The sequence below is a fragment of the Sodalis ligni genome (assembly GCF_016865525.2).
GTDB lineage: Bacteria > Pseudomonadota > Gammaproteobacteria > Enterobacterales > Enterobacteriaceae > Acerihabitans > Acerihabitans ligni.
Genome location: NZ_CP075169.1, coordinates 3995632 through 4020368, shown reverse-complemented (window position 1 = coordinate 4020368; position 24737 = coordinate 3995632). Strand labels below are relative to the sequence as shown.

The 24737-nt window shown below is 55.3% G+C and carries 19 protein-coding genes and 2 pseudogenes; 16 read left to right on the top strand and 5 right to left on the bottom strand.

The features are described 5' to 3' along the window. Positions 1-50: 50 nt before the first annotated feature. Entirely contained in the window at positions 51-986 is a 936-nt protein-coding gene (gene ptrR, locus GTU79_RS18715) for a putrescine utilization regulator PtrR (RefSeq protein WP_203523444.1), read from the bottom strand. An 84-nt stretch (positions 987-1070) separates the two neighbouring features. Between ptrR and GTU79_RS18710 the strand changes: the two are divergent. From GTU79_RS18710 to mglC, 10 genes and pseudogenes are all read left to right on the top strand, one after another. Beyond that, positions 1071-2212, top strand: a pseudogene (locus GTU79_RS18710) (YbfB/YjiJ family MFS transporter). A 127-nt stretch (positions 2213-2339) separates the two neighbouring features. Further along, a complete protein-coding gene (gene folE / locus GTU79_RS18705) occupies positions 2340-3005 on the top strand; it encodes a GTP cyclohydrolase I FolE (protein ID WP_132927387.1) in 666 nt (221 codons plus the stop codon). Positions 3006-3097: 92 nt separating this feature from the next. Further along, on the top strand, positions 3098-4258 hold the full coding sequence (gene yeiB / locus GTU79_RS18700) for a DUF418 domain-containing protein YeiB (RefSeq protein ID WP_203523442.1): 1161 nt from the start codon (positions 3098-3100) through the stop codon (positions 4256-4258). Positions 4259-4311: 53 nt separating this feature from the next. Beyond that, positions 4312-5966: pseudogene (gene eptA, locus GTU79_RS18695) on the top strand (phosphoethanolamine transferase EptA). After that, positions 5963-6637, top strand: a complete 675-nt coding sequence (gene pmrA / locus GTU79_RS18690; protein ID WP_132927393.1) for a two-component system response regulator PmrA — start codon at positions 5963-5965, stop codon at positions 6635-6637. The pseudogene eptA and the gene pmrA overlap by 4 nt, the downstream one beginning before the upstream one ends. A gap of 29 nt (positions 6638-6666) precedes the next feature. Continuing rightward, the gene (gene pmrB, locus GTU79_RS18685; protein ID WP_203523788.1) at positions 6667-7719 is read left to right on the top strand and encodes a two-component system sensor histidine kinase PmrB; all 1053 of its coding nucleotides are present in this window, start codon (positions 6667-6669) and stop codon (positions 7717-7719) included. 325 nt (positions 7720-8044) lie between these two features. Further along, positions 8045-9085 carry an HTH-type transcriptional regulator GalS gene (gene galS, locus GTU79_RS18680; protein WP_214513256.1) on the top strand — a complete coding sequence of 347 codons (1041 nt, stop codon included), beginning with the start codon at positions 8045-8047 and terminating at the stop codon, positions 9083-9085. Positions 9086-9296: 211 nt separating this feature from the next. Beyond that, positions 9297-10298, top strand: a complete 1002-nt coding sequence (gene mglB / locus GTU79_RS18675) for a galactose/glucose ABC transporter substrate-binding protein MglB (protein WP_132927397.1) — start codon at positions 9297-9299, stop codon at positions 10296-10298. 110 nt (positions 10299-10408) lie between these two features. Next, positions 10409-11887: a galactose/methyl galactoside ABC transporter ATP-binding protein MglA gene (mglA, locus tag GTU79_RS18670; protein WP_253073678.1), complete on the top strand. Its 1479-nt coding sequence runs from the start codon at positions 10409-10411 to the stop codon at positions 11885-11887. Between the two features lie 17 nt (positions 11888-11904). Beyond that, on the top strand, positions 11905-12771 hold the full coding sequence (gene mglC / locus GTU79_RS18665) for a galactose/methyl galactoside ABC transporter permease MglC (RefSeq protein WP_214513255.1): 867 nt from the start codon (positions 11905-11907) through the stop codon (positions 12769-12771). Between the two features lie 284 nt (positions 12772-13055). Here mglC and sanA read toward each other — a convergent pair whose 3' ends face one another. From sanA to GTU79_RS30695, 4 genes are all read right to left on the bottom strand, one after another. Beyond that, entirely contained in the window at positions 13056-13808 is a 753-nt protein-coding gene (sanA, locus tag GTU79_RS18660; RefSeq protein ID WP_132928074.1) for an outer membrane permeability protein SanA, read from the bottom strand. A gap of 161 nt (positions 13809-13969) precedes the next feature. Beyond that, positions 13970-14884 carry a response regulator transcription factor gene (locus tag GTU79_RS18655; RefSeq protein ID WP_203523439.1) on the bottom strand — a complete coding sequence of 305 codons (915 nt, stop codon included), beginning with the start codon at positions 14882-14884 and terminating at the stop codon, positions 13970-13972. Next, positions 14871-17150 carry an ATP-binding protein gene (locus tag GTU79_RS18650; RefSeq protein ID WP_253073677.1) on the bottom strand — a complete coding sequence of 760 codons (2280 nt, stop codon included), beginning with the start codon at positions 17148-17150 and terminating at the stop codon, positions 14871-14873. The genes GTU79_RS18655 and GTU79_RS18650 overlap by 14 nt, the downstream gene beginning before the upstream one ends. A gap of 60 nt (positions 17151-17210) precedes the next feature. Then, positions 17211-18266, bottom strand: a complete 1056-nt coding sequence (locus GTU79_RS30695; protein WP_253073371.1) for a purine-cytosine permease family protein — start codon at positions 18264-18266, stop codon at positions 17211-17213. A gap of 273 nt (positions 18267-18539) precedes the next feature. Between GTU79_RS30695 and urtA the strand changes: the two genes are divergently transcribed. The 6 genes from urtA (at position 18540) to GTU79_RS18620 (ending at position 24677) form a co-directional block, all read left to right on the top strand. Next, positions 18540-19832 carry an urea ABC transporter substrate-binding protein gene (gene urtA, locus GTU79_RS18645; protein WP_253073370.1) on the top strand — a complete coding sequence of 431 codons (1293 nt, stop codon included), beginning with the start codon at positions 18540-18542 and terminating at the stop codon, positions 19830-19832. A 121-nt stretch (positions 19833-19953) separates the two neighbouring features. Further along, positions 19954-20880: an urea ABC transporter permease subunit UrtB gene (urtB, locus tag GTU79_RS18640; protein WP_203523437.1), complete on the top strand. Its 927-nt coding sequence runs from the start codon at positions 19954-19956 to the stop codon at positions 20878-20880. Positions 20881-20890: 10 nt separating this feature from the next. Beyond that, entirely contained in the window at positions 20891-22054 is a 1164-nt protein-coding gene (gene urtC / locus GTU79_RS18635) for an urea ABC transporter permease subunit UrtC (RefSeq protein ID WP_203523436.1), read from the top strand. Between the two features lie 6 nt (positions 22055-22060). Next, entirely contained in the window at positions 22061-22807 is a 747-nt protein-coding gene (urtD, locus tag GTU79_RS18630; protein ID WP_203523435.1) for an urea ABC transporter ATP-binding protein UrtD, read from the top strand. Positions 22808-22817: 10 nt separating this feature from the next. Next, a complete protein-coding gene (gene urtE, locus GTU79_RS18625; protein ID WP_203523434.1) occupies positions 22818-23507 on the top strand; it encodes an urea ABC transporter ATP-binding subunit UrtE in 690 nt (229 codons plus the stop codon). Positions 23508-23666: 159 nt separating this feature from the next. Next, positions 23667-24677, top strand: coding sequence for a formamidase (locus GTU79_RS18620; RefSeq protein ID WP_203523433.1), 1011 nt, complete (start codon positions 23667-23669; stop codon positions 24675-24677). Positions 24678-24737 lie beyond the last annotated feature (60 nt).

The window sequence follows — 24737 nt, the reverse complement described above, 5'->3', positions numbered from 1 at the left end:
GTGATCTTTCACGTTGCAGGCGCGTTTGCCGCTTTCCTGCAACGTGAAAGCTATAAGGTAAATATATTAAGTGCTGGGTGAAGGGGTTTATTTCCGACCGCGGCGGGGAGGCGCTCCGGCGCCGGGTCCTCTTGTTCGATAATCAGCTGCTTTAGGGCTTGTACATTGGGACTGAACGCGTCCCGGCGCCAAATCAGCCAGGTGGCGACGTCGGCGGTTTCCGGCGGCAGGGCGTGCAAGGTCACCTTTTCCTGGCCGGGCAATTGGCGCAGTACCGACAGGGGCAGCATGGCCACCCCTGCGCCGCTGGCCACGCAGGCCTGCATGGTGTGATAAGACTGGATCTCCATCATCGGCCCGTGGACCACGCCTTGACCGTTGAACCAGGCCTCCAGCCGGCGCCGGTAGGAGCAGCTGGGCCGGAAAGCGAACACGGTTTTACCGGCAACGTCCCTCGCGTCATGCACGGGGGGCTGATCCAGGCCGGCTATCAGCACCAGGGTTTCACGGAAACTGATGCAGCCATGGATTTCCGGATAGGTCACCGGACCGTCCACCAGGGCGGCGGCCAGCGTGCCGGCGCGTACGCTATCCACCATTTCCCCCGAGGAACCGGTAATCAGCGACAGGGCAACCTGGGGGAAACGCTGGTGATAGTTCGCCAGCAGCGCCGGCAGGCGTATGGCGGCGGTGCTTTCCATGGCGCCGAGGGCAAAATTTCCCACCGGCTCGCCGGCGCGGACCATTTGCAGCGCTTCTTCGCTCAGGGCCAGGATCTTGGCGGCATAACAGAGAAAATTATGGCCCAACGGAGAGAGCCGGATCCGCTGTTTCTCGCGGATAAACAGATCGCTGCCCACCTCGTTTTCCAGCTGGCGCAGGCGGGTAGTGAGATTGGATGGTACGCGATGCAGCAGTTCGGCGGCGCGGGCCAGCGAGCCGGTATCTGCGACGGTGCAAAACATCTTGAGCTGGGTCAGATCCATGTCTTCTCGTTTTGTCAGCAACTTCGTCTGTATTATTCATTTTCCGTGAGTTTATTGATCGTGCATGCTGTTAGCAACAGAAAAATGGTCTTTCGGAGAAGGTATGGCGGTAAAGTGGCCCTTAGCGGCTTTCTGGCATTATTGGTGGCGATGGGAATCGGACGTTTTGCCTTTACCCCCAGGTACCGCTGATGATTCACGCCGGTCAGCTGACTCTCACCAGCGCCGGCCTGGTGGCGGCGGCGAATTATCTTGGCTATCTTATCGGCGCCTATGATGCCATGCGGGCGTCCACAGGGCTTGAGCGCCGGATCTGGCTGGGCGTTTGGGGGGCGGTGGCGCTGACGCTGCTGTCGGCGGTTATCCACAACGCCCTGATGCACGGCGCGCTGAGGCTGGTCATCGGTATCGCCAGCGGCTGGGCCATGGTGCTGGTCTCCGCCTGGACCAACGATCAACTGCTGCTCCTGCGCCGGCCGGCGCTGAGCGCGGCGGTCTTCGCCGGACCGGGCACCGGCATCATGGTCAGCGGGGTGCTGGCCCTCATCATGCATCATTACCACGCCAGCGCCGGTCATGCCTGGTGGGTCTACGGTATCACCGCGCTGCTGCCCATCGCCCTTATCAGCGGGTATCTTCCCCGCCGCGGGGATTTTATGCGCCGTACGCCCCTGGAGGCGATGCCCGGTCTCAACCCGGCGCTGAAAAAACTGCTGTGGAGCTATTCCCTGGCGGGCTTCGGTTATATCCTGCCGGCGACGTTTTTATCCCAACTGGCGGCGCAGCGTTTTCCCGGCAGCGCTTTCGGGCAATGGGTCTGGCCGGTGTTTGGCGCCGCCGGCGTGGCGGGTATTGCCGTGGGTATTCTGACCCGCGGCTTTCTGACCCCCGGCAAGCGGCTGGCGTTGACGCTATGGGCGCAGGGACTGGGCGTCGCGATGATGCTGGAACTCCCCGGCGTAAGCAGCCTGGTGGTGGGCGCGCTGCTCACCGGCGGCGGTTTTCTCAGCGTAGTGCAGCTGACCCTGGAATGCAGCCGTCGCCAGGCGCCGGAACATATGCGCTATATGGCCGGTTTGCTCACCTGCGGTTATGCCGTCGGGCAATTGATCGGGCCGGTATTGTCGGCGCTGTCCAGCGCGGCGACGGGCCGGCTGGAACCTGCGCTGACGGTGGCCCTGGCGGCGTTGTTACTGGCGGGGGGACTGGTGTGGCGCCAGCCTTGACGTCAATTTGCAATAATTTCACCACTCATGCGATACAATCACTGGATAATCGTCGCGGGCTCCTCTAGAGTGGAAACGCCTCTTGACGCATTGAGATCAAGAGCTGATTTTCCTGCCGGAGAAAGAAATGGTATCGCTGACAAAAGAAGCATCACTGGTGCATGAGACCCTGCTGGCCCGCGGTCTGGAAACGCCGTTGCGGGGAGAAGCCCTGGATGGGGAAATCCGTAAACGCCGCATCGCCGAGCATATGACCGGGATCATGCAGTTACTGAATCTCGATCTGAGCGACGATAGCCTGGCGGAAACGCCCCACCGCATAGCCAAAATGTATGTGGATGAAATTTTTTCCGGCCTGGATTACGCCAATTTCCCCAAGATAACCCTGATTCAAAATAAAATGAAAGTGGATGAAATGGTGGCGGTTCGCAATATCACCCTCACCAGCACCTGCGAACACCATTTTGTGATCATCGATGGCAAGGCCACCGTGGCCTATATCCCCAAGGAAAGCGTCATCGGACTGTCGAAAATCAACCGCATAGTACAGTTTTTCGCCCAGCGGCCCCAGGTCCAGGAGCGTCTTACCCAGCAAATCCTTATTGCATTGCAAACCCTGCTGGGGACCAATAACGTAGCGGTATCCATCGACGCGGTGCATTATTGCGTCAAAGCCCGCGGCATCCGCGATGCCACCAGCGCCACCACCACCACCTCGCTGGGGGGACTGTTCAAATCCAGCCAGAATACCCGGCAGGAGTTTTTGCGTGCCGTCCGGCACCATGACGACTAACGAACCGATCCCGTGCCTGCGTTACGGCGCTCGGCGCCGTTCTTTATCTGAACGTTCTTAACTGAACGTTCTTATTTGAATAAGGACCGTACATGCGCGAGCGCATAGTCATGCTGGATTGCGCGCGGGGAATGGCGATTCTCGGCATCCTGCTGATGAATATCACCTCTTTTGGCCTACCCAAGGCGGCGTATCTCAACCCCGCCTTTGCCGGAGAACCGTCGCTCCCCGACGCCTGGGCCTGGGCCGTAATGGATATGGTGGCGCAGGTGAAATTTCTTACCCTGTTCGCCCTGCTGTTCGGCGCCGGGCTGCATATGCTGCTGCCGCGCGGCAACCGCTGGATAACCTCGCGGTTGCTCTGGCTGATGGGTTTTGGTTTTATCCACGGGGTTTTTTTCTGGGACGGCGATATTTTATTGGATTACGGACTGGTGGGCCTGCTTTGCCTGGGGGTGATACGCCGCATGCCCAATCCGAGAATGCTGTTTATAACCGGCGCGGCGCTCTATCTGTTCGGACTCATTATTCTGCTGCTGCTTCAGTGGCTGGTGGCGGATGCGCCGCCGGGACGCTTTTGGCAGCCCGATATCGCCGATCGGATTTATGAATATTACTGGCAGACCACCGGCGGTCCCGAGGCCTGGCGGGTGCGCCTGGGACTGCTGCATGACAGCCTGAGTTCGCTGGGCATGCAGTACGGCTGGCTGCTGGCCGGGTCGATGCTGATGGGGGCCGCGCTGATGCGCTGCGGCTGGTTGTCCGGCGAGATGCCTCTTGCCCATTACCGCAAAGCGGCCGGGTTGTTGATTGTTGCGGGCATCATCATCAACCTGCCGGGCGTACTGCTGCAATGGCATGTGCACTGGGCCTTTCGCTGGAGCGCGTTTGCGCTGCAGATCCCGCGGGAATTGAGCGCGCCTTTTCAAGCGCTGGGATATGTGGCGCTATGCTACGGCTGGTGGCCGGCCCTCTCCCGCCTGGGCATCGGCCGTTGGCTGAGTAATGTCGGACGCATGGCGCTGAGCAATTATCTGTTGCAAACCTTGTTGTGTACCTTGCTATTTAACCGGTTCGGTCTGTTTATGACCTTTGGCCGGGCCGATTTGCTGTTATTTGTACCGGCCGTCTGGTTGGTGAATATTATTTTCTCCACCCTGTGGCTGCGGATATTCAGGCAAGGACCAATGGAGTGGTTATGGCGTAAGCTCACGCGTTTGACCGGCGGCGGGCTTAAGGTTCAATTAATGTAGCAATGCTACTCTTTGACTAATTTTTTTCAGTATGGCAGAAGATAGAAAAGCACATGTCGCTACACTCAGCTAAGGCCTTTCCACGACCGGTTGTTCATCCTTGGATCTTCAATATAATTATTGCAATAATAATTACTTTTTTTCAAAATATTATTTTCTTTAAAAAAATCTTAGGGCTGGTGGATATATCGCAGCTGAACAACCTGCTGTTTTTCCTCAGTATGCCGGTTACCCTGCTGTTTGCGCTGAATTTTATTTTCAGCTTTCTGCTGCTGCCCTATATTCGTAAGCCAATCATTATATTAATTTTTATCAGCGACGCGCTGGCGCAGTACTTTATGCTTAGCTATGGCGTTTTAATCGATCGCGGCATGGTGCAGAATGTCCTCGATACCACGCCGATGGAAAGTTTTTCGCTATTATCGCCGCAGCTGATTTATCATTTTTGGTGCTCGGCGTGTTACCGTCCTTGGTTATTCTTTGGATCAAAGTCAAGCCCGTCTTGTTTTCCTGGCACACCGCGGGTTTTTATTTTCTGAACATACTGCTCTCTTTGTGCGTTATCGCACTGGTGGCCACGTTCTTTTATAAAGACTACGCATCATTGATGCGGAATAATCCGCAGCTAATTAAAAATCTGGTGCCCAGCGACATGGCGGTTGGCGGTTATTCTTATTATAAACATGACTACATTAAAAATATGCCGTTCGTGCAAATCGGTTTGGACGCGCATAAAACGGTGCCCGTTAATGACAATCAGAAAAAAAACCTGCTGATTGTGGTGGTGGGGGAGACCTCCCGGGGGCAGGATTTCTCCCTGGGAGGATATGACAAGCTCACCAATCCCCGACTGGCCCGGGATAACGTGGTTTATTTCCCCAATACCAGTTCTTGCGGCACCGCCACGGCGGTCTCGGTTCCCTGCATGTTCTCCAACATGACGCGGGCGCATTTTGACGACGATACCGCGGCCCATGAAGATAATGTGCTGGATATTCTGCAGCGCGCGCACGTCAATATTTTATGGCGTGAAAACGACGGCGGCTGTAAATATGTCTGCAACCGCGTCGCCACCGAAGATTTGTCGAAGTGGAAGGATCTGCCGCAGTTTTGCAGCGATGGGGTATGCCTGGACGAGGCGCTGCTCCATAATCTTGATGCTTATATCAATGAGCAAAATAATGATACCGTCATCGTCCTGCATACCATGGGCAGCCACGGCCCCTCCTATTATCAGCGTTATCAGGCCGCCCAGGCGGCTTTTTCACCTACCTGCGATACAAATGAGATACAAAAATGTTCAAATCAGGCGCTGGTGAACACTTATGACAATACAATCGTCTATATTGATTACCTGTTGGACAAGAGCATAAAGCTGTTACAGGCCCATCAGGACAAATTCAATACCGCCCTGGTGTATTTATCCGATCACGGAGAATCTCTGGGTGAAAACGGGCTGTTTTTGCACGGTATGCCTTATGCCGTGGCGCCGGCGCAGCAGACCCACATCCCGATGCTGTTATGGATGTCGCCCTCTTTTGTCCAGGCGCAGGGTATCGAGGATGATTGCTTGAGAAGCCGGGCTAAACAGCAGGCGTACTCCCAGGACAATCTTTTTGCCACCCTGCTCGGACTCATGAATGTGGGTACCAAACTCTATCAGCCGGCCCTGGATATCGTGCAACCCTGCAGGATGACGCAATCATGAAAATTCTGATCATCGAAGACGACAGGTTTCTGCAGGAGGGTCTGCAGCTGGCGCTGCAACAGGAAGGCTATGCCAGCGATTGCGCGGGCAGCATGCGCGAAGCGGAAAACCTGATGGAAACCGCCCCCTATAGCCTGGTAATCCTTGATTTAGGCTTGCCGGACGGGGATGGCATGTCGCTGTTGGTGAAATGGCGAAAAAAAGGCAACGACGTACCGGTATTGATTCTTACCGCCCGGGACGGTCTGGATCAGCGGGTCAGCGGGCTGAATTTCGGCGCGGACGATTATCTTATCAAACCCTTTGCCCTGGCCGAATTATTGGCGCGGGCGCGGGCGGTTATCCGGCGTCACCAGGGCGTAAGCAACAATTATATTTGCGTGGATAATATTTCGCTGGATTTAAACAGTCATGAGGTTACCGTCAACGGCAGCCCCATCGATATCACGCCGAAGGAGTTCGCCATCCTCTCCCGCCTGATGCTGCGCGCCGGGCACCGCATCCACCGGGAAATACTTCATCAGGACCTGTATAACTGGGACGACGATCCCTCATCCAATTCCCTGGAAGTCCATATCCACAACCTGCGGCAAAAGATTGGCAAAGACAGGATCCGCACTCTGCGCGGTTTCGGTTATCTGCTTATCAAGGAAAACGGTGAAAACACGTGACGCCTTCCTCCGCGCCCCCGCTTATCAGCATGCGCTGGCGGTTAATTGTGGTACTGGGCATTATTTTATTATGCTGCCAGTTTATTACCGTCATCTGGCTGTGGCACGAAAGCAAAGAACAGATTGATCTGCTGGTGAACCGCACGCTGGCGGAAAGTGTGCGCAACGATCACGTCAACCAGGAGATCCGCGAGGCTATTGCCGCATTAAGCGTGCCGGCGCTGATGATGATCATCGTCACCCTGCTGTTTTGTTTTCAGGCGGTGAGCTGGATAACATTGCCCCTTTCCCGCTTGCAGAATGCGTTGCAAAAGCGCGGCGCCGAGAATTTCGAACCGCTGCCGGAACAAAGCAACATCAAAGAAGTCATTGCCGTCACCCGCAGTCTTAATCAGCTGCTCGCGAGGCTCAACGACACGCTGCAGCAGGACCGCCAATTCACCTCCGATGTGGCCCATGAGCTGCGAACGCCCCTGGCCGGTATCCGGCTGCACCTGGAATTGCAGGAAAAACAGGCCGCCGTCGATAACCAGCCGCTGATTGAGCGGGTAGACAATATGTCCTATACCGTGGAGCAGTTGTTGATGCTGGCCCGTATCCGGCATGATTTTACTTCCGGCCATTACCAGACGGTGAAACTGATGGCGGATGTAATCGCGCCGCAGCGGGAGGAACTGGAGGAAATGGCGCGGCTGCACCGGCAAACCCTGTGCTGGATCCTGCCGGAAGAAGAAATCCTGCTGCAGGGCAATGCGATACTTATACGCCTGCTGCTGCGCAATCTGGTGGAAAATGCCCACCGTTACGGCCCGCAAGAGAGCCAAATCGATATCCGGCTGGCGCGCAACGAAGATGGCAGCATTCTGCTGGAAGTGATTGATCAGGGACAGGGGATTGATCCTGCCAAGGCCGTGGAGCTGACGAAAAAATTCGTCCGCATGGATCAGCGCTTTAACGGTATCGGTCTGGGCTTAAGCATCGTGACGCGCATTGCCCAACTGCACAACGGCAAATTTGAACTGGTCAATCGGCAGGATATCCCGGGCACCATCGCCCGCCTGCTGCTGCCGGAGTCCCTCTGACCTCTCGCTTCTTCATCCCCTTTTAGCCGCCTTGGCTGACTTGGCACAGCAACTGTTTCCTTCCGGATATCTTCCCGTTTGCTCATAAACGCTCGCGGCGACGCCTCTTTTTTCCCCGATAAAAGCGATTCCGTTTTTCTTATGTAAGCGCTTTCGGTCCTGTGAGCTGTTTCACGCTGCGGCGGCAAGAAAACGGTTAGGATAGCGCCTTATGTTTCAGACCTGTGACGGCAATGGGTAACACCACCGGTGCCTGAACAAAACGTGCTTCACCCGTTTGGTCAAATATTATCCTGGGCGGACGTCATAAATAACAGGGGATGACATGATCACCATACGTGATGTGGCGCGGTTGGCCGGAGTCTCGGTGGCGACCGTTTCACGAGTATTAAATGACAGCGCCATCGCCAGCAAGGAAGCCCGTGACCGGGTGATGAAGGCGGTGAATGAGTTGGGCTATCGTCCCAATGCCAACGCGCAGGCGCTGGCCACGCAAAGCAGCGACACCATCGGCGTGGTGGTGATGGATGTGTCCGATCCCTTTTTCGGCGCGCTGGTAAAGGCGGTGGATACGGTGGCGCAGCGCCATAAAAAGAATGTGCTGATCAGCAACAGCTATCACCAGGCGGAAAAAGAGCGGCACGCCATTGAGGTTCTGATTCGCCAGCGCTGCAGCGCGCTGGTGGTGCATGCCAAAATCCTCTCCGACGAGGAATTGATTCCTTTCATGGAGCGGGAGCCGGGCATGGTGCTGATAAACCGGATCATTCCGGGCTATGAACACCGCTGTGTCGGGCTGGATAACGTCAGCGGCGCCCTGATGGCCAGCCGGACATTGATAAAACAGGGGCATCGGCAGATTGGCTATATCGGCTCCAATCATCCCATAGAAGATGAGGCGCAGCGGCACCAGGGCTATTTGCAAGTGATGCAGGAAGAGGGCATTACGCCGCCGCAAAGCTGGCAGGTGCTGGCCTCGCCGGATTTGCAGGGAGGAGAAGCGGCCATGGTGGAGCTGCTCGGCCGTAATCAACAATTGACGGCGGTGTTTGTCTATAACGACGCCATGGCGGTGGGGGCGCTGGCCACCCTGCGGGAAAACGGCATTGCGGTGCCGAATCAATTCTCGGTGGTGGGATTCGGCGATACCCCCATTTCCCGTTATTCCAGCCCGCACCTCCCCACCATACGGTACCCGATTTTCGCCATGGCGGTGGCGGCCACCGAATTGGCGCTGCAAGGTACCGCCGGGCTGCTGGATCCCAAGCAGACCCATCTGTTTATGCCGACGGTGGTTCGCCGCCATTCGGTGGCTCCGCTGCGAAATGTGGCGGCGATCACTTCCTCATCACAAGATGAGATGTAACCGTTTTCAAAGTGTGAGAATATTCACAGTTTATTAACATTTATCCCTTTATGCTAGCCATGTTTTACGCCTGACATGGACAAAACACTTGTCCAGCCGGACCCTGAAAATTTTACCCCGGCCTTTGCTCTCTTTGCTGGCATTACCGGTGTATGAGTATTTGGAAATTGTTCTACCCAAAACGTAACCTTACAAATTTCCGGAGAATCTAATGAATAAAAAGGCTTTTGTTCTTACCGCCGTGGCCGCCGGACTGTTATTTTCAGTCGTGGCGCGGGCTGCCGACACCCGTATCGGGGTAACTATTTATAAATACGATGACAACTTTATGTCGGAGGTTCGTAAAGCCCTGGAGAAAGACGCCAAAGAGAGCACCGGCGTTCAGCTGTTGATGAATGACTCCCAAAACGACCAGTCCAAACAAAACGACCAGGTAGACGTGCTGATTGCCAAAGGCGTTAAAGCGCTGGCAATAAACCTGGTTGACCCGGCCGCTGCGCCGGTGATTATTTCCAAAGCCCGCGGCGCCGGTATTCCGGTGGTATTTTATAATAAGGAACCGAGCCGCAAAGATCTCGACAGCTATGACAAAGCGTATTATGTCGGCACCGACTCCAAAGAGTCCGGTATTATCCAGGGCGAACTGATCGCCAAGCATTGGCGCGCCAACCCGCAATGGGACTTGAATAAAGACGGCACCATCCAGTACGTTCTGCTAAAAGGCGAACCGGGACATCCCGATGCTGAAGCCCGCACCACCTATGTGGTCAAAACCCTTAATGAGCAGGAAAAGCTGAAAACCCAGCAGTTGCAGCTGGATACCGCCATGTGGGATACCGCGCAGGCCAAGGATAAAACCGATGCCTGGCTGTCCGGCCCCAATGCCGACAAGATTGAAGTGATTATCGCTAATAACGATGCCATGGCCATGGGTGCGGTTGAAGCATTAAAAGCCCATAGCAAAACGGCTATCCCGGTCTTTGGCGTGGACGCCCTCCCTGAAGCTCTGGCATTGGTTAAATCCGGCGCCATGGCGGGTACTGTGCTGAACGACGCCAACAACCAGGCAAGAGCCACCTTCGATTTGGCGAAGAACCTGGCGGCGGGCAAACCGGCCGCCGACGGCACCAAATGGAAACTGGAAGATAAAATCGTCCGTATCCCTTATGTAGGCGTCGACAAAGATAACTTAACGCAATTCACCAAGAAATAGTCTGACTCCCCGGCGTCATTCCGCGCCGGGGATTTTATCTGTATCAAATTTAGCCGGGTATTATCGTGGCCGACATTACGACCGAACAGCCCCGTGAGTGGCTGCTGGAAATGACCAATATCAGTAAGTCATTCCCTGGCGTCAAAGCATTGGATAATGTGAACCTGAAAGTTCACTCGCATTCCGTTCATGCATTAATGGGAGAAAACGGTGCGGGAAAATCCACTTTATTAAAGTGCCTATTTGGTATTTACAGCAAAGATTCCGGAACAATTGTCTTTCAAGGGCAGGAAGTCAATTTCAAGAATTCCAAGGAGGCGCTGGAGCATGGCGTTTCCATGGTGCACCAGGAACTGAACCTGGTATTGCAACGCACCGTAATGGACAATATGTGGCTAGGCCGTTATCCCCTCAAGGGCATGTTCGTCGATCAGAAAAAAATGTACCGCGATACCAAGACTATTTTCGAAGAGCTGGACATCGATATCGATCCCTACGAAAAAGTCGCCAACTTGTCTATTTCACAAATGCAAATGGTGGAAATCGCCAAAGCCTTTTCCTACGATGCCAAAATCGTCATTATGGACGAACCCACGTCATCGTTGACCGAACGTGAAGTCAGCCATCTTTTCAGCATCATTCGTAAACTGAAGGCGCGGGGTTGCGGCATCGTTTACATCTCCCACAAGCTGGAGGAGATATTTCAGCTGTGCGATGAAATAACCATACTGCGCGACGGGCAGTGGATTGCTACCCGGCAGGTGGAAGGCCTGACGATGGATCAGATTATCGCGATGATGGTGGGACGCGAACTCAGCCAGCGTTTCCCGGATCGTGTTGAAGGAGAGCAGGGGGAAGTGATTCTTGAAGTCAAGGATTTGACCTCGCTACGCCAGCCGTCCATACGCGATATCAGCTTCGATCTGCATAAAGGGGAAATCCTCGGCATCGCCGGACTGGTGGGGGCTAAACGCACCGATATCGTCGAGGCGCTGTTCGGTATCCGAGAAAGATCCTCCGGCACCATAACCCTGCACGGCAAGCCCATTAAAAACAAGAGCGCCAACGAGGCCATTAATAATGGTTTTGCCCTGGTGACCGAAGAGCGGCGGGCCACCGGCATCTACGCGTTCCTGGACGTGGGTTTTAATTCATTGATTTCCAATATCCGTAATTATAAAAACAAAATCGGGTTATTAAGCAATACCCGCATGAAAAGCGATATACAGTGGGTAATAGACTCAATGCGGGTTAAAACCCCCGGTCATAAAACCAATATCGGTTCGTTGTCCGGCGGCAACCAGCAAAAGGTGATTATCGGCCGCTGGCTATTGACCCAGCCGGAAATCCTGCTGATGGATGAACCGACCCGCGGTATTGACGTTGGCGCAAAATTTGAAATTTATCAATTGATTACTGAACTGGCAAAGCGGGGTAAAGGCATTATTATTATTTCGTCGGAGATGCCGGAATTGTTGGGAATTACCGACCGTATTTTGGTAATGAGTAATGGTCTGATGGCGGGGATTGTCAATACCAAAGAGACCTCCCAGAACGAAATTTTACGTCTTGCTTCCGTGCATCTTTAATTTTAAGGGTTCTTATTATGAATGCGTTAAATAAGAAAAGCCTGCTCACTTACTTAAAAGAGGGCGACCAGGGGACCGACCTGTCGGCCGGGCGCCAAGTGGGTCTGGCGGCGGTGGTGTCGGCCACGTTGCTTCAGGCCATGGATAACGTCAATAAGGTGTTCCCCGATCTGCATACCGTGCCGATTCCACTGGTTATCCTGACCGTCTGCATTATCGGTGCGATAATCGGGCTGGTGAACGGTCTGGTTATTGCTTACCTGCACGTGACGCCGTTTATTACCACCTTGGGTACCATGACCATTGTGTATGGTATCAACTCGCTGTATTACAACTTTGTCGGCGCATCGCCTATCGCCGGCTTTGATACTCATTTCTCGAAATTTACGCAGGGATTTCTGCAATTTGGCGAGTTCAAGCTGTCGTATATTACCTTTTACGCGGCCATTGCCACGGTTTGTGTCTGGATATTGTGGAATAAGACCCGCTTTGGCAAGAATATTTTCGCCATCGGCGGTAATCCTGAGGCGGCGAAGGTGTCGGGCGTGAATGTGCCGCTTAACCTGATTTTGATTTATGCTTTGTCCGGGGCGTTTTATGCTTTCGGCGGTTTTCTGGAGGCGGGCCGTATCGGCAGCGCCACCAATAATCTGGGCTTTATGTATGAGTTGGATGCCATCGCGGCTTGCGTGGTGGGCGGCGTGTCATTTTCGGGCGGGGTGGGGACTATCGCCGGGGTGATTACCGGGGTGATTATCTTTACGGTTATCAACTATGGGCTGACTTATATCGGGGTTAACCCTTACTGGCAGTATATTATCAAGGGGGCGATCATTATCTTCGCGGTGGCGCTGGATTCATTGAAGTACGCCAAGAAGAAATAAGCCTGAAGTCCGCGCCTAGTGGCGCGGTCTCACGTTGGCGGGCTCGCTGTCAAGATCGGTGATGGCGGGCCTAGCGTGCCTTGGGACGCTCTCCCTTTAACGCGTTCTCACTTTAAGACTTGGTGCTGGCGGGCCTAGCGTGCCGCTCTTCCTTTAACACGCGCCCTCCTTGCCACTCGTTACCAATCGTTCAGTCGCTCCCTTTAACACGTTCTCGCTTTGACGGGTATTTCCTGAGATTTGTTTGTTGCGAGACAGGTGATGGTGAGTTTGGCCTGCCTACGTTATCGCATATCCTGTAATACGTCCGCGGAGGCGCCGTCCGGTTTTGGCTGGATTTCCAGCAGCTGTTCGGGAGAGACGGCGGGGTAGTCCTGCGCGCCCTGGGGAATTTCTTCCTGCCGGGCGGGAATGGGAATCTGCGGGCCAAGGAAACGGGGCTCGCGCTTCATGATATAAAGATCCGCCAATGTGCCCAGCCGCGCGCCAATCTCGCGCATCCGCACCGAGAACATGTTTTTCGGGGAGGGGACCGCGTAGCACTGCGCCTGGATGCCCATATGCTGGGCGATGAACAGCGCCCGCTCACAGTGAAAACGCTGGGTGATAATCGTGAAATCGTTGGTATCGAATACCTTGCGGGTGCGGATAATCGAGTCCAGGGTACGAAACCCGGCATAGTCCAGCACGATATCCCCGGCGGGCATGCCGTGGGAAAGCAAATCCCGCCGCATGGTCACCGGTTCGTTGTAGCTTTGCAGCGCATTGTCGCCGCTTAACAGCAGGTAATCGGCCTTGCCGCTGTTGTAGACGTTAATCGCCCCCTGGATTCGGTAGAGGTAGTATTCGTTGATAACCCCGGTGCGGATATATTTAGCCGTGCCAAGCACCACACCGACCTGGCGGTGAGGCAAAAGCCTTAAGTCTTCGTAAATATAGGGGGCGGTTTTCCAGCTGATCCAGCGATCCAAGCCGAACGCCGTAAACAGCAACACGCCCGCAATACCAATCAGGAAATATATCAGGCGCTTCCACATGCCGTAAGCCTTAACCGGATCCTGCTGCAATGTCATGCCCTCAGGCTACTTTACCTGTGAAGCTGAAGCAAGGAGCGTAACCGGTTGAAAGCCTTAAAGTCGGCAAATTGCGCTGCTGGCCGCAAAAAATGCGGAGCAATATCCTGCCGCCGACGCGGCCGTCAGGAGTGGGCGGGGGAGGACTCCAGTATCCGTAACGCCAGGGCCGCCGCGGAGGTGCGGTTGTCTACCGCCAGCTTGCGGAAAATCTGTTCCAAATGCTTGTTTACCGTGCGCGGGCTCAGTGAGAGTATCTGCCCGATTTCCCGGTTGGTTTTGCCTTTGGCAATCCAGGACATCACCTCCGATTCCCGCTGGGTAAGAGCAAAATGCCGGCGCAGAATGGCGCATTCGTCGTCCTTTTTTGCCGTTTCCTCAAGACGCAATAAAAGCTCGCCGTTGTCGGTGGTGCGCATAAGATGAAGGCGCAGCGGGAGCGCCAGGCCGGACAATACCAGCGGCTGGGAGGGAGCCGACCGCAGCCAGGCCAGTAGCCGGTTGACAAAGGGCCGGCTGAGGGTGAACTCCTTATCGCAACACTGTTCCAGCAGGCGATAGGAGTGCGGCGTCGCCCACAGCAGCCGGCCCTGTGGGCTGAAGGCGCAGGTGAGCTGTCCCACCGATTCAAGGGCGTTGTAGGCGCTGGAAGTGAGCTGCGAATTATGCAGATGGGTGCGCATCCGCGCCAGCAGCTCCTCAATGCGGATGGGTTTGATCACGTAATCCACCACGCCGATATCAAAGGCATCCACCACGTTGCGGGTTTCGCTCAGGCCGGTCATAAAGATAATCGGCGTATGGCGCAGGGTGGGATTAAGGCGCAGGCGACGGCTGGTTTCAAATCCGTCCAGGTGGGGCATCATGGCATCCATCAAAATGATATTAGGCACGATTTGCTGGGTAATGGACAGCGCCTGGCTGCCTTCGAGGGCCACCAATACGGTAAAGCCGGCATTATCCAGGTTGTCGTTAAGCATGCTGACGGTATTGATATCGTCATCGACAATCAGTACCGTCGGCTTGTCAGCGGGGGACATCTTCTTTCTCCAGTAAGGCTAATTCCGTTACCACCGATTCAAAACGGAAACGGCTGGCCAGCAGATCCAGGTTTTCGGCGCTGGGGGTGTTCACCTTGCCTTGGGCCGTCAGTTGCCGCAGCCGCTCGCGAAACCCTTTGGCATAACCGAGCCGCGCCAGTCCGATAAGCTCTTGGTACTCATTTTCATCCAGGAGGTTATTGCCCGCGGGAAGGGGCTGCGGCGCCTTTTCATCCAAACGGCTATTGCCCGCCGAAAGAGATTGCGACACCGGTTTATCGGTTTCCCTGATCCATTCGATACACAGCAGCGAGCCGATGTTATCCAGCAGTAATGACATTCGCAGGGGTTTGGTTTGAAAACGGATTTCCCCCCGCTTTTTGATCTGCCGCCATTTACCTTCGTCCGCCTCGGCGGAAATCATCAGCACCGGCTGTTCCTTTCCTTCGGCCCGCAGGTGATTGAGCAGTTCCCAACCGTTCATTTCCGGCATCGCCACATCCAGCAAAAACAGATCCACGGCGGTGTGGTCCAGCTGCGCCAGGCACACAGACGCGCTCTCGGCCACCAAGACCTCGAAACCCAGCGGCGTCAGCATATCGGCCATGAGCCGGCGATGGGCATCGTCGTCATCCCCCACCATCAGCCGTTTGGTCGGTCCGCGGTATTTGACGATGCGCCGGGGTACCGAGGGGAGATAACCGCCGGCATTCTGGCTCGACAGCATCAGGCTCAAGGTAAAAGTCGTGCCGGCGCCGGGAATGCTTTCCACCTGCAAATCGCCCCCCATCACATAGGTCAACAGCCGGGTGATGGTCAAACCCAGCCCTGTACCGGCACGGCCTCCGCGCTGCGCGACCCGTTCGAAGGGGCGGAAAATGCGTTCCAGGTTGACGCTGTCGATACCGACGCCGGTGTCATGGATGGCAAAAAACGCCACTTCGCTGCGATACTTGAAATCCAGCGTGACCGTGCCGCTGTCGGTGAACTTGATGGCATTGGACAACAGGTTGATCAGGATTTGCCGCAGCCGGTTTTCATCGGTCAGCACCACCTCGGGGAAGGTGGGCGGCGGGTTGTAGATAAAACGCAATCCCTTGTCCAGCGCCTGGTGATGGAACATCTCCACCAACTGCTGCATCAGTTCGCCGATACGTACTTCTTCCCGTTGGATATCGATTTTACCGGCTTCGATTTTGGAGATGTCCAGTAATCCTTCGATGAGATTGGCCAGATGCTCCCCGCTGCGCCGGATGACGCTCAGCCCATGCCGCCGCGGCAGCGGGATGTCCTGTGCCTGTTCCAGCAGCTGTGCATAGCCGAGCATGGCGTTGAGGGGCGTGCGCAGCTCGTGGGTAATGCCGGTGAGGTAGCGGCTTTTGGCCAGATTGGCTTCGTCGGCGGACTCCTTGGCCTTTTGCAGCTGTTTGTCGGTGGCTTCGTGGGCGATGATCTCTTCCAGCAGGCGTTCGCTCTGCAGCCGCAGCTCCTCCTGCGCCACCTGGCGGCTTTTATGGGTCAGGATAAACAGCCAGGTGGTGATGCCGGTAATAATCAGCAGGATAAAGAATACCTTCCACAGGGTGGCGGCCAGGATAGGATAGTCCTCGCCGAATTCGCTGCGCATCTGCACATAGACCAGCATCAGCAAAATGCCGATAATGCTGCTGAACAAGGACAATATGCTGAGGAAACTCCAGATTTTCGGGTCGAATCTTTTCAGGAACGAGAAGGGCAGAAAGCTGAAGGCCAGATGCCGGATCTGATCGGAATAATGGGAATGGGGCTTACAGGCGTCATTGCAGCGGACATCCAGCGAGCAGCACAATGAACAAATCGCCCCTTCATAAAGGGGACAAAAGCTCATTTCCGGCGGTTCGAAATGATTGCCGCAGACGCAGCAGACGCCTGCCACCCCGTGGGTTTCCACCCTGGCGAGATAATATTTTCCCCCGGTATACCAGGCGATCAACGGCGAAAAGACAAAGGTCATTCCCAGGGTGAGCAGCGAGGCGAATCCCTGCAAACCGGCCCCCAGCCAGCCGAAATACGCCGCCAGCCCCAGGGCCATGGACAGCAGCATCGACCCCATGCCCACCGGATTGATATCATACAGATAGGCCCGGCGGAATTCGATGCCCGGCGGGCTTAATCCCAGGCGCTTATTCACCGCCAGATCCGCCACCACCGTGCCCAGCCAGGCGGTGGCCGCCACCGCGTAGATGCCCAGGATATCCTCGAACACGTGGTATACGCCCAGCTCCATCAGCAACAACGCGATGCCGACGTTAAAACAGCCACACCACCCGGCCGGGATGGCGATGGGTCAGGCGCAGGAAAAATTGGACCAGGCAATGGAGCCGGCATAGGCGTTGGTGACGTTGATCTTGAGCTGCGACAGTACGACAAAAATCCCGGTGAGGGCAAACAGCCAGGTGGAGGAGTGGGTCACATAGCTGAAGGCTACCAGGTACATATGGGTCGGCTCGCTGGCGGAATCCACGTCCAGTCCGTAACGGAACGCCAATACCGCCAGAAAAGAGCCCAGCATGATTTTTAATGCCCCTACCACTACCCAGCCGGGACCGGCGGCGATGACGCCGCACCACCAGCGTAAGCCGTGGCCGGCTTGTTTTTGCGGCAGGAAACGGATCTGATCCACCTGTTCCCCCACCTGCGCCACCAGGGAAAGCAGCACCGAACACACCGCGCCGAACCGCAGCATATCGAAGCCACCGTTATCGGGGGGCATCAGGCCGGTAAAGGCCGTCCAGGAATGAAAGGTCCCGCCGTCCCGCATCAGGATCAGGACAAAGGGCATGAGCTGCATAATGAGCCAGACGAACTGGGTCCACTGCTGAAAGCGGGAGATAAACGTAAAACCATAGGTCACCAGGGGGATGACCACCAGCGATCCCGCCAGATAACCAAAATGCAGGGGCATGCCGAACAGCATATTCAGCGCCATGGCCATGATGGCCGCTTCAAGGGCGAAAAAGATAAAGGTGAAAGAGGCATAAATCAGCGAGGTGACCGTGGAACCGATGTAACCAAAACCCGCCCCGCGGGTCAGCAGGTCGATATCCAGCCCGTAGCGGGCGGCATACCAGCTGATGGGCAGCGCCAGTAAAAAAATGATGATGCTCACCAGCAGCACCGCCATGGCGACGTAATGAAAACCGTAAGTCAGGGTCAGCGCGCCGCCGATGGCCTCAAGGGCCAGGAAGGTAATGGCGCTGATAGCGGTGAGCACCACCCGGCCCGAGCTCCAGCGGCGCGCCGAGTGGGGCGTAAAACGCAGTGCGTAATCTTCCAGCGTCTGGTTGGTGACCCACTGGTTGTACTGGCGTCTGGCCTTAAAGGCTTTTTGCTGCGCTGTCATGAAATATCCCGCTGTGTACGCCATTTCCGCGTAATCGGTTGAGCGCCCGGATGCGGGCACCACCGATCAAATACATAAGCAATGCCCGTGCCACTCTGCATCGCATTATTCCTGCGCGCCCGCGATGACGTTATTGTGCGCGCCCTGCCGCAGCCGGCCTATACGTCAAATGACGTAGAGACTGCGTAGATTGGCCCATTGCCGCTTTTCCCTCCTGAACACAGTATGGAGACCTTACAAAACAGACAGCCATTTATCAGGGGATACCAAATTATGCTCAACCAACAGCAGGCGGCGGGCCAAGACGCCATTCGCGCCGCATACCGGGGCGGTAAAAGCAGGGCGGGGCGCTTTTGGCGCACCCCCTTGCTGGCCGCGGCACTTCTGGCCGCCGGTCATTTCACGCCGGTCTTCGCCGCGCCGCCGGCTACCGCCGCCGTCAATACCACCGGCCTTGCCGTCACCGACAGTACGGTGAAAGTCGGCATACTGCACTCTTCCACCGGCACCATGGCCATCAGCGAAACCGGTTCCATTCAGGCGGAGAAGCTGGCAATCGACCAGATTAACCAGGCCGGGGGCGTTCTGGGCAGGAAAATCGACTTTATTCAGGAAGACGGCGCCAGCGATTGGCCGACCTTTGCCGAGAAGGCCAAGAAGCTGCTGGTGAGCGATAAGGTGGCGGCTATTTTCGGCGGCTGGACCTCCGCCTCGCGCAAGGCGATGCTGCCGGTGCTGGAGCAGTATAACGGCATGCTCTACTACCCCACCTTTTACGAAGGACTGGAACAATCGCCTAATGTGATTTACACCGGCCAAGAGGCCACCCAGCAAATTATCGCCGGTATTGATTGGGTGGTTAAAAACAAACATGCCAAAACCTTCTATCTGCTGGGTTCGGACTATATCTGGCCCCGCACCGCCAACAAAATTGCCCGCCATCATATTGAAAAGCTGGGCTTGAAGGTAATCGGCGAAGATTATTATCCGCTGGGCAATACCCAGTTCAATTCGGTCATCAACAAGATCAAATTGAAAAAACCGGATGTGATTTACGCCATCGTGGTGGGCGGCTCCAACGTGGCGTTTTACAAACAGCTCAAGGCGGCGGGCATCGACATGACCAAGGAAAAACCGCTGCTGCTGACCATTTCGGTGACCGAGGATGAAATCCGCGGTATCGGCGGCGAAAATATCGTCGGCGCCTACGCCTCGATGAAATATTTCCAGAGCATGGATAACCCGGCCAATAAAGCCTTCGTGGCGGCATTCAAGCAGCGCTGGGGCAACGATATCGTCATCGGCGACGTGACGCAGGCGGCCTATCTCGGTCCCTGGCTATGGAAAGCCGCGGTGGAAAAAGCCGGCTCTTTTGATATCGATAAAGTCCGCGCCGCCTCGCCGGGTATTGAAATGAAAGATGCCCCCGAAGGCTATGTGCGAATTCACGAAAATCATCATCTGTGGTCAAAAACGGTGATTGGCCGGGCCCGGGCGGATGGACAATATGACGTCATCTACCAGACCCCCAACCTTATCGAACCCAATCCGTTTCCGAAAGATTAACCACAGGCTCCCCCGTTCATGACGGGGGAATTATCGACGTTTTACCCTGAATCATTCGTGTTGCAGGAAAGACAGCGCACCTGCAACTCGAAATATGGCGGGTAAATGAGGGGGATACAGCATGTTTAGTGGCTACAGCTTTGCCGACCTGACCTCTATTTTTGTCATGCAGGGTTTCGCCGGATTGAGCCTGTTTTCGGTTTTTGTTCTGATGTCGCTGGGGCTGGCGATTATCTTCGGCCAAATGGGCGTTATTAATATGGCCCATGGGGAATTCATGATTCTGGGCGCCTATGTCACCTGGCTGACGGAGCTCTTCTTCAAAAACTTCCTGCCGGGCTTATTCGGCGGCTACTTTTTTGTGGCGGTGGTGCTGGCGTTTATCTGCGCCGCCCTCTTGGGCATGTTTATCGAGCGGATATTAATCCGCCATCTCTATCACCGGCCGCTGGATACCCTGTTGGCCACCTGGGGCCTGAGCCTGATACTCCAGCAAGCCTACCGTACCCTGTTCGGACCGCGGGAAGTCGGGGTGGATTTGCCGGACTGGCTGATGGGGTCCTATCACTTCGGCGACAATATCGAAATTCCCATCAACGGCGTTTTTGTCATGCTGTTGACCCTGGTCATTACCCTGTTGCTGGGCTGGCTGATGTACCGCTCCCCCTGGGGCATTCACGTGCGCGCGGTGGTGGCCAACCGGGCCATGGCCGGCGCGGTGGGCATCAATACCGCCCGGGTGGATAACCACAGCTTCGCCCTGGGCTGCGGTATCGCGGGCATCGCCGGCAGCGCCTTTACCATGATCGGCTCCACCGGGCCCACCGCCGGACAGCAATATATCGTCGACACCTTCCTGGTGGTGGTGTTCGGCGGCGCGCAAAGCCTGATAGGCACCATCGCCTCGGCGTTCGCCATCTCGCAATCGCAGTCGACGCTGGAATTTTTCCTCAGCGGTTCCATGGCCAAGGTCATGACCCTGCTGATTGTCGTCGTGATTTTAATGCTGCGTCCCCAAGGCCTGTTTGCCAGCCGGATACGTCGTTAGGAGAATTATCATGTTTGCATCTATCAAACGATTGGCGGCGCAGCGGCAAATATCGGGCATCCTGCTGCTGTTTATCCTGATTGCCGTCGTGTTCCCCCTGACCATGGATATTTTCCGCCTAAACCTGGTGGGTAAATACCTCACTTACGCTTTCGTGGCGGTGGGGCTGGTATTGTGCTGGGGCTATAGCGGCATATTAAGCCTCGGCCAGGGCATATTTTTCGGCCTGGGGGGCTATTGCATGGCAATGTTCCTGAAGTTGGAGGCATCCACCCCCGCCGCCACTAAAATTCAAACCACGCCGGGCATTCCCGATTTTATGGACTGGAACCAGCTGACGCAGCTGCCGGCGTTCTGGCAACCGTTTCACTCTTTGGGCTTCACCCTGCTGGCCATCGTGGTGGTGCCGCTGATATTTTCCTACCTTCTCGGCATCGCGATGTTTAAACGCCGGGTGGGCGGCGTCTATTTCGCCATTATCACCCAGGCGATTTCCGCCATCATGACCATCCTGATTATCGGCCAGCAGGGCTACACCGGCGGAATCAACGGCATTACCGATTTGCGGACCCTGCTGGGCTGGGATATCAGAACCGATTACGCCAAATACGTTTTGTACTATATCAATACCGGCTGCTTACTGGCGGTGGTGCTGATGGCCTATTTTATCCTGAAAAGCAAATTAGGCCGGTTATTGGTGGCCATTCGCGATAAAGAGGACCGCGTCCGCTTTTCCGGTTATGACGTGGCGAATATCAAGACCATGATATTTTGCGTCAGCGCCATATTCTCCTCCATCGGCGGCGCGCTGTTCACCCTGCAGGTGGGCTTTATGTCCCCCGGTTTTATCGGCACCGTGGCCTCCATCGAAATGGTGATTTTCTGCGCGGTGGGCGGACGTTTATCCATCCTGGGGGCGATATACGGCACCTTATTGGTGAACAGCGCCAAAAGCCAAATATCGGAAACCTTCCCAGAAGTCTGGCCTTTTGCCATGGGGGCGTTATTTATCCTGGTGGTATTGGGCTTTCCAAAAGGATTGGCGGGCATTTACAGCGATATTTTACTACCCAAGGTAAAACAATTGCTCTTTCCCCGGCGGGTGGAAGCCCTCCCCCCGGTCATCACTAGTCTGGCTACCGATGCGGTAGACGATAAAGTTTCTCCACGGTGAATGCTGATGAAAACCAACAAAGACATCATATTGGCCGTTGAAGGACTCACCGTCTCTTTTAACGGGTTTAAAGCGGTAAACGATTTTTCCATGTATGTGGACGAAGAACAGATATACGTGATTATCGGACCTAACGGCGCCGGTAAAACCACGGTACTGGATCTGATTTGCGGTAAAACCGCCGCCACGGCGGGCAGTATTAAATTCAAAGGCCGCGAGCTTAGCAAATTAAGCGAGAACCAGATTGTCCACGCCGGGGTGGGGCGCAAATTCCAGAACCCGTCGATTTATGAAAACCTGACGGTTTTCGAGAATCTGGAGCTCTCCTATCCCCAGGCGAGAACGGCCCTCAGCGCCCTGTTCGCCCGGCGCGATCAGGCCATGACCGACAGCATTCTCGACGTTGCACAACAAATCTTCCTGACCGACTTCCTGGATGTGCAGGCGGATTTCCTCAGCCACGGCCAGAAACAGTGGCTGGAAATCGGCATGCTGCTGATCCAGAACCCCAGCCTGCTCATGCTGGACGAACCGGTGGCCGGCATGTCGGTGGCGGAGCGGCGGCAGACCGCCGAGCTGCTGCGGCGCATCGCCACCGGACGGTCGGTGTTGGTGATTGAACACGATATGCAGTTTGTGGAAAACATCGCCGATCACGTCCAGGTGATGCACCAGGGCAAGTCGCTGTCCGAGGGCAGCATGCAAAAGGTGAAGCAAGATCCGCGGGTTATCGATGTCTATTTGGGGCATTAAGGGGGGAACCGTGCTGAAAATACAGGATTACCACGTTGCCTACGGGCAAAGCCGTATTATCGAAAACCTCAATATCGAGGTAAAAGAAAATGAAATCGTAGCCTTGATTGGCCGCAACGGCATGGGCAAAACCACCCTGATGAAATCCCTGATCGGCATGATACCCGCACAGTCCGGCCAGGTGCTGTTCCGGGGCAGCGATGTGTTCGCCGAAAAAAGCTATCAGCGCGTGCGCAGGGGCATGGGTTTTGTGCCCCAGGGCAGAATGGTGTTTGCCACCATGACGGTGGAAGACAATATCAAAACCGGTTTGTCCGCCAAAGAAAAGGGCAAAATTCCCGCCGCGCTGTATGCCATTTTCCCGGTGCTCGAAGAAATGAAAACCCGGCTGGCGGGCAATCTTTCCGGCGGTCAGCAGCAGCAGCTGGTGATTGCCCGGGCCTTGGCGGGCAATCCGCGCTTATTGCTGTTGGATGAGCCCACCGAGGGAATTCAGCCTTCCATTATTAAAGAAATGGCCCAGACGCTGCGCAAGATTCGCGACCAGCGGGGATTAACCATTGTGGTATCCGAACAGGTATTGAGTTTTGTTCTTGATGTGGCGGATCGCGTGCTGGTGATGGAAAAGGGCGCGGTTGTACATCAAGAGGAAAGGCAAACCATCGACGAAAAAACCATTGCGGGCTATTTATCCGTTTAGGGAGCGCCGGTAAATGATTTCGCCAATCTATTGCCGGGCATGGGCAGGTTAGCGGGTAACAGGATCTATTAATCAGTACACATCGTCGTATTTAACGCTGAAACAACGCTGTTTCGGCCACCGTTAGTATTGTCAATCGAAAGCTAAAAGGGGTGATTTATGGGAAGTACCGGAAGTGTCAGTGCCTGGGAAGAAGCGTTATTGGTCGCCATGATTCAATATCCCGTTCCCGTGATAAAAGGACCTGAGGATATCCAGGTTCAGGTACAGCAGATATGTAAAGCCCTGGCCAATACCAAAGCCGGCTATCCCGATCTGGATTTGATTGTCTTCCCTGAATATTCCACGCAGGGATTGAATACCGGTATCTGGACCTATGATGAAATGCTGCTCACCATCGACAGTCCGGAAATCGATTGTTTCCGCCAGGCCTGCCGTAAAAGCGATGTCTGGGGGGTATTTTCGTTAATGGAGCGCAATGAGGATCCGGCGCTGCCTCCTTATAATACGGCCATCATTATCAATAACCTGGGTGAGATTGCGCTTCACTATCGTAAGCTGCAGCCTTGGGTGCCCATCGAACCCTGGATGCCGGGTAACTTCGGCATGCCGGTATGCGACGGGCCGAAAGGCTCGAAGCTGGCGGTGTGCATCTGCCATGACGGTATGTTCCCGGAACTGGCAAGGGAGGCGGCCTATAAAGGCTGTAACGTGTATATCCGCATTTCCGGTTATTCCACCCAGGTGAACGATCAGTGGATATGGACCAACCGCACCAATGCCTGGCAAAACCTCATGTACACCATTTCGGTGAACCTGGCGGGCTACGATGAGGTTTTCTATTATTTTGGCGAAGGCACCGTCTGTAATTACGACGGCAATGTTATTCAGCAGGGGCAGCGCAATCCTTGGGAAATAGTTACCGCCGAGCTTTTCCCGCGGCTGGTGGATAAGGCGCGGGAAAACTGGGCGCTGGAGAATAATATTTTCAACTTGGGCTGCCGGGGCTATGTGGGCAAGCCTGGGGGCGAGCGGGAGAATTATTTGACCTGGGTGAAGGATTTGGCCAACGGGGAATATAAATTGCCGTGGGATAAGAATGTGCGTATCCGCGACGGTTGGAAATACTATCCGGACGGCGTGAAGCTCGGGCCGATGCCGAAGGAGTAAGGGGCGGCGCGATCTCCCTTTAACCGGTTCGTTGCACGATCGGTGATCGCGGGCCTACCG

Coding starts and splice junctions, on each gene's coding strand:
- pmrA (WP_132927393.1), top strand. CDS start 5,963: ATGAAAATTCTGATCATCGAAGACGACAGGTTTCTGCAGGAGGGTCTG.
- sanA (WP_132928074.1), bottom strand. CDS start 13,808: ATGTGGAAGCGCCTGATATATTTCCTGATTGGTATTGCGGGCGTGTTG.
- mglB (WP_132927397.1), top strand. CDS start 9,297: ATGAATAAAAAGGCTTTTGTTCTTACCGCCGTGGCCGCCGGACTGTTA.
- urtA (WP_253073370.1), top strand. CDS start 18,540: ATGCTCAACCAACAGCAGGCGGCGGGCCAAGACGCCATTCGCGCCGCA.
- yeiB (WP_203523442.1), top strand. CDS start 3,098: ATGCGCGAGCGCATAGTCATGCTGGATTGCGCGCGGGGAATGGCGATT.
- galS (WP_214513256.1), top strand. CDS start 8,045: ATGATCACCATACGTGATGTGGCGCGGTTGGCCGGAGTCTCGGTGGCG.
- ptrR (WP_203523444.1), bottom strand. CDS start 986: ATGGATCTGACCCAGCTCAAGATGTTTTGCACCGTCGCAGATACCGGC.
- pmrB (WP_203523788.1), top strand. CDS start 6,667: ATGCGCTGGCGGTTAATTGTGGTACTGGGCATTATTTTATTATGCTGC.
- folE (WP_132927387.1), top strand. CDS start 2,340: ATGGTATCGCTGACAAAAGAAGCATCACTGGTGCATGAGACCCTGCTG.
- urtC (WP_203523436.1), top strand. CDS start 20,891: ATGTTTGCATCTATCAAACGATTGGCGGCGCAGCGGCAAATATCGGGC.
- GTU79_RS18650 (WP_253073677.1), bottom strand. CDS start 17,150: ATGGAGCTGGGCGTATACCACGTGTTCGAGGATATCCTGGGCATCTAC.
- urtB (WP_203523437.1), top strand. CDS start 19,954: ATGTTTAGTGGCTACAGCTTTGCCGACCTGACCTCTATTTTTGTCATG.
- GTU79_RS30695 (WP_253073371.1), bottom strand. CDS start 18,266: ATGACAGCGCAGCAAAAAGCCTTTAAGGCCAGACGCCAGTACAACCAG.
- GTU79_RS18620 (WP_203523433.1), top strand. CDS start 23,667: ATGGGAAGTACCGGAAGTGTCAGTGCCTGGGAAGAAGCGTTATTGGTC.
- mglC (WP_214513255.1), top strand. CDS start 11,905: ATGAATGCGTTAAATAAGAAAAGCCTGCTCACTTACTTAAAAGAGGGC.
- urtD (WP_203523435.1), top strand. CDS start 22,061: ATGAAAACCAACAAAGACATCATATTGGCCGTTGAAGGACTCACCGTC.
- mglA (WP_253073678.1), top strand. CDS start 10,409: ATGACCAATATCAGTAAGTCATTCCCTGGCGTCAAAGCATTGGATAAT.
- GTU79_RS18655 (WP_203523439.1), bottom strand. CDS start 14,884: ATGTCCCCCGCTGACAAGCCGACGGTACTGATTGTCGATGACGATATC.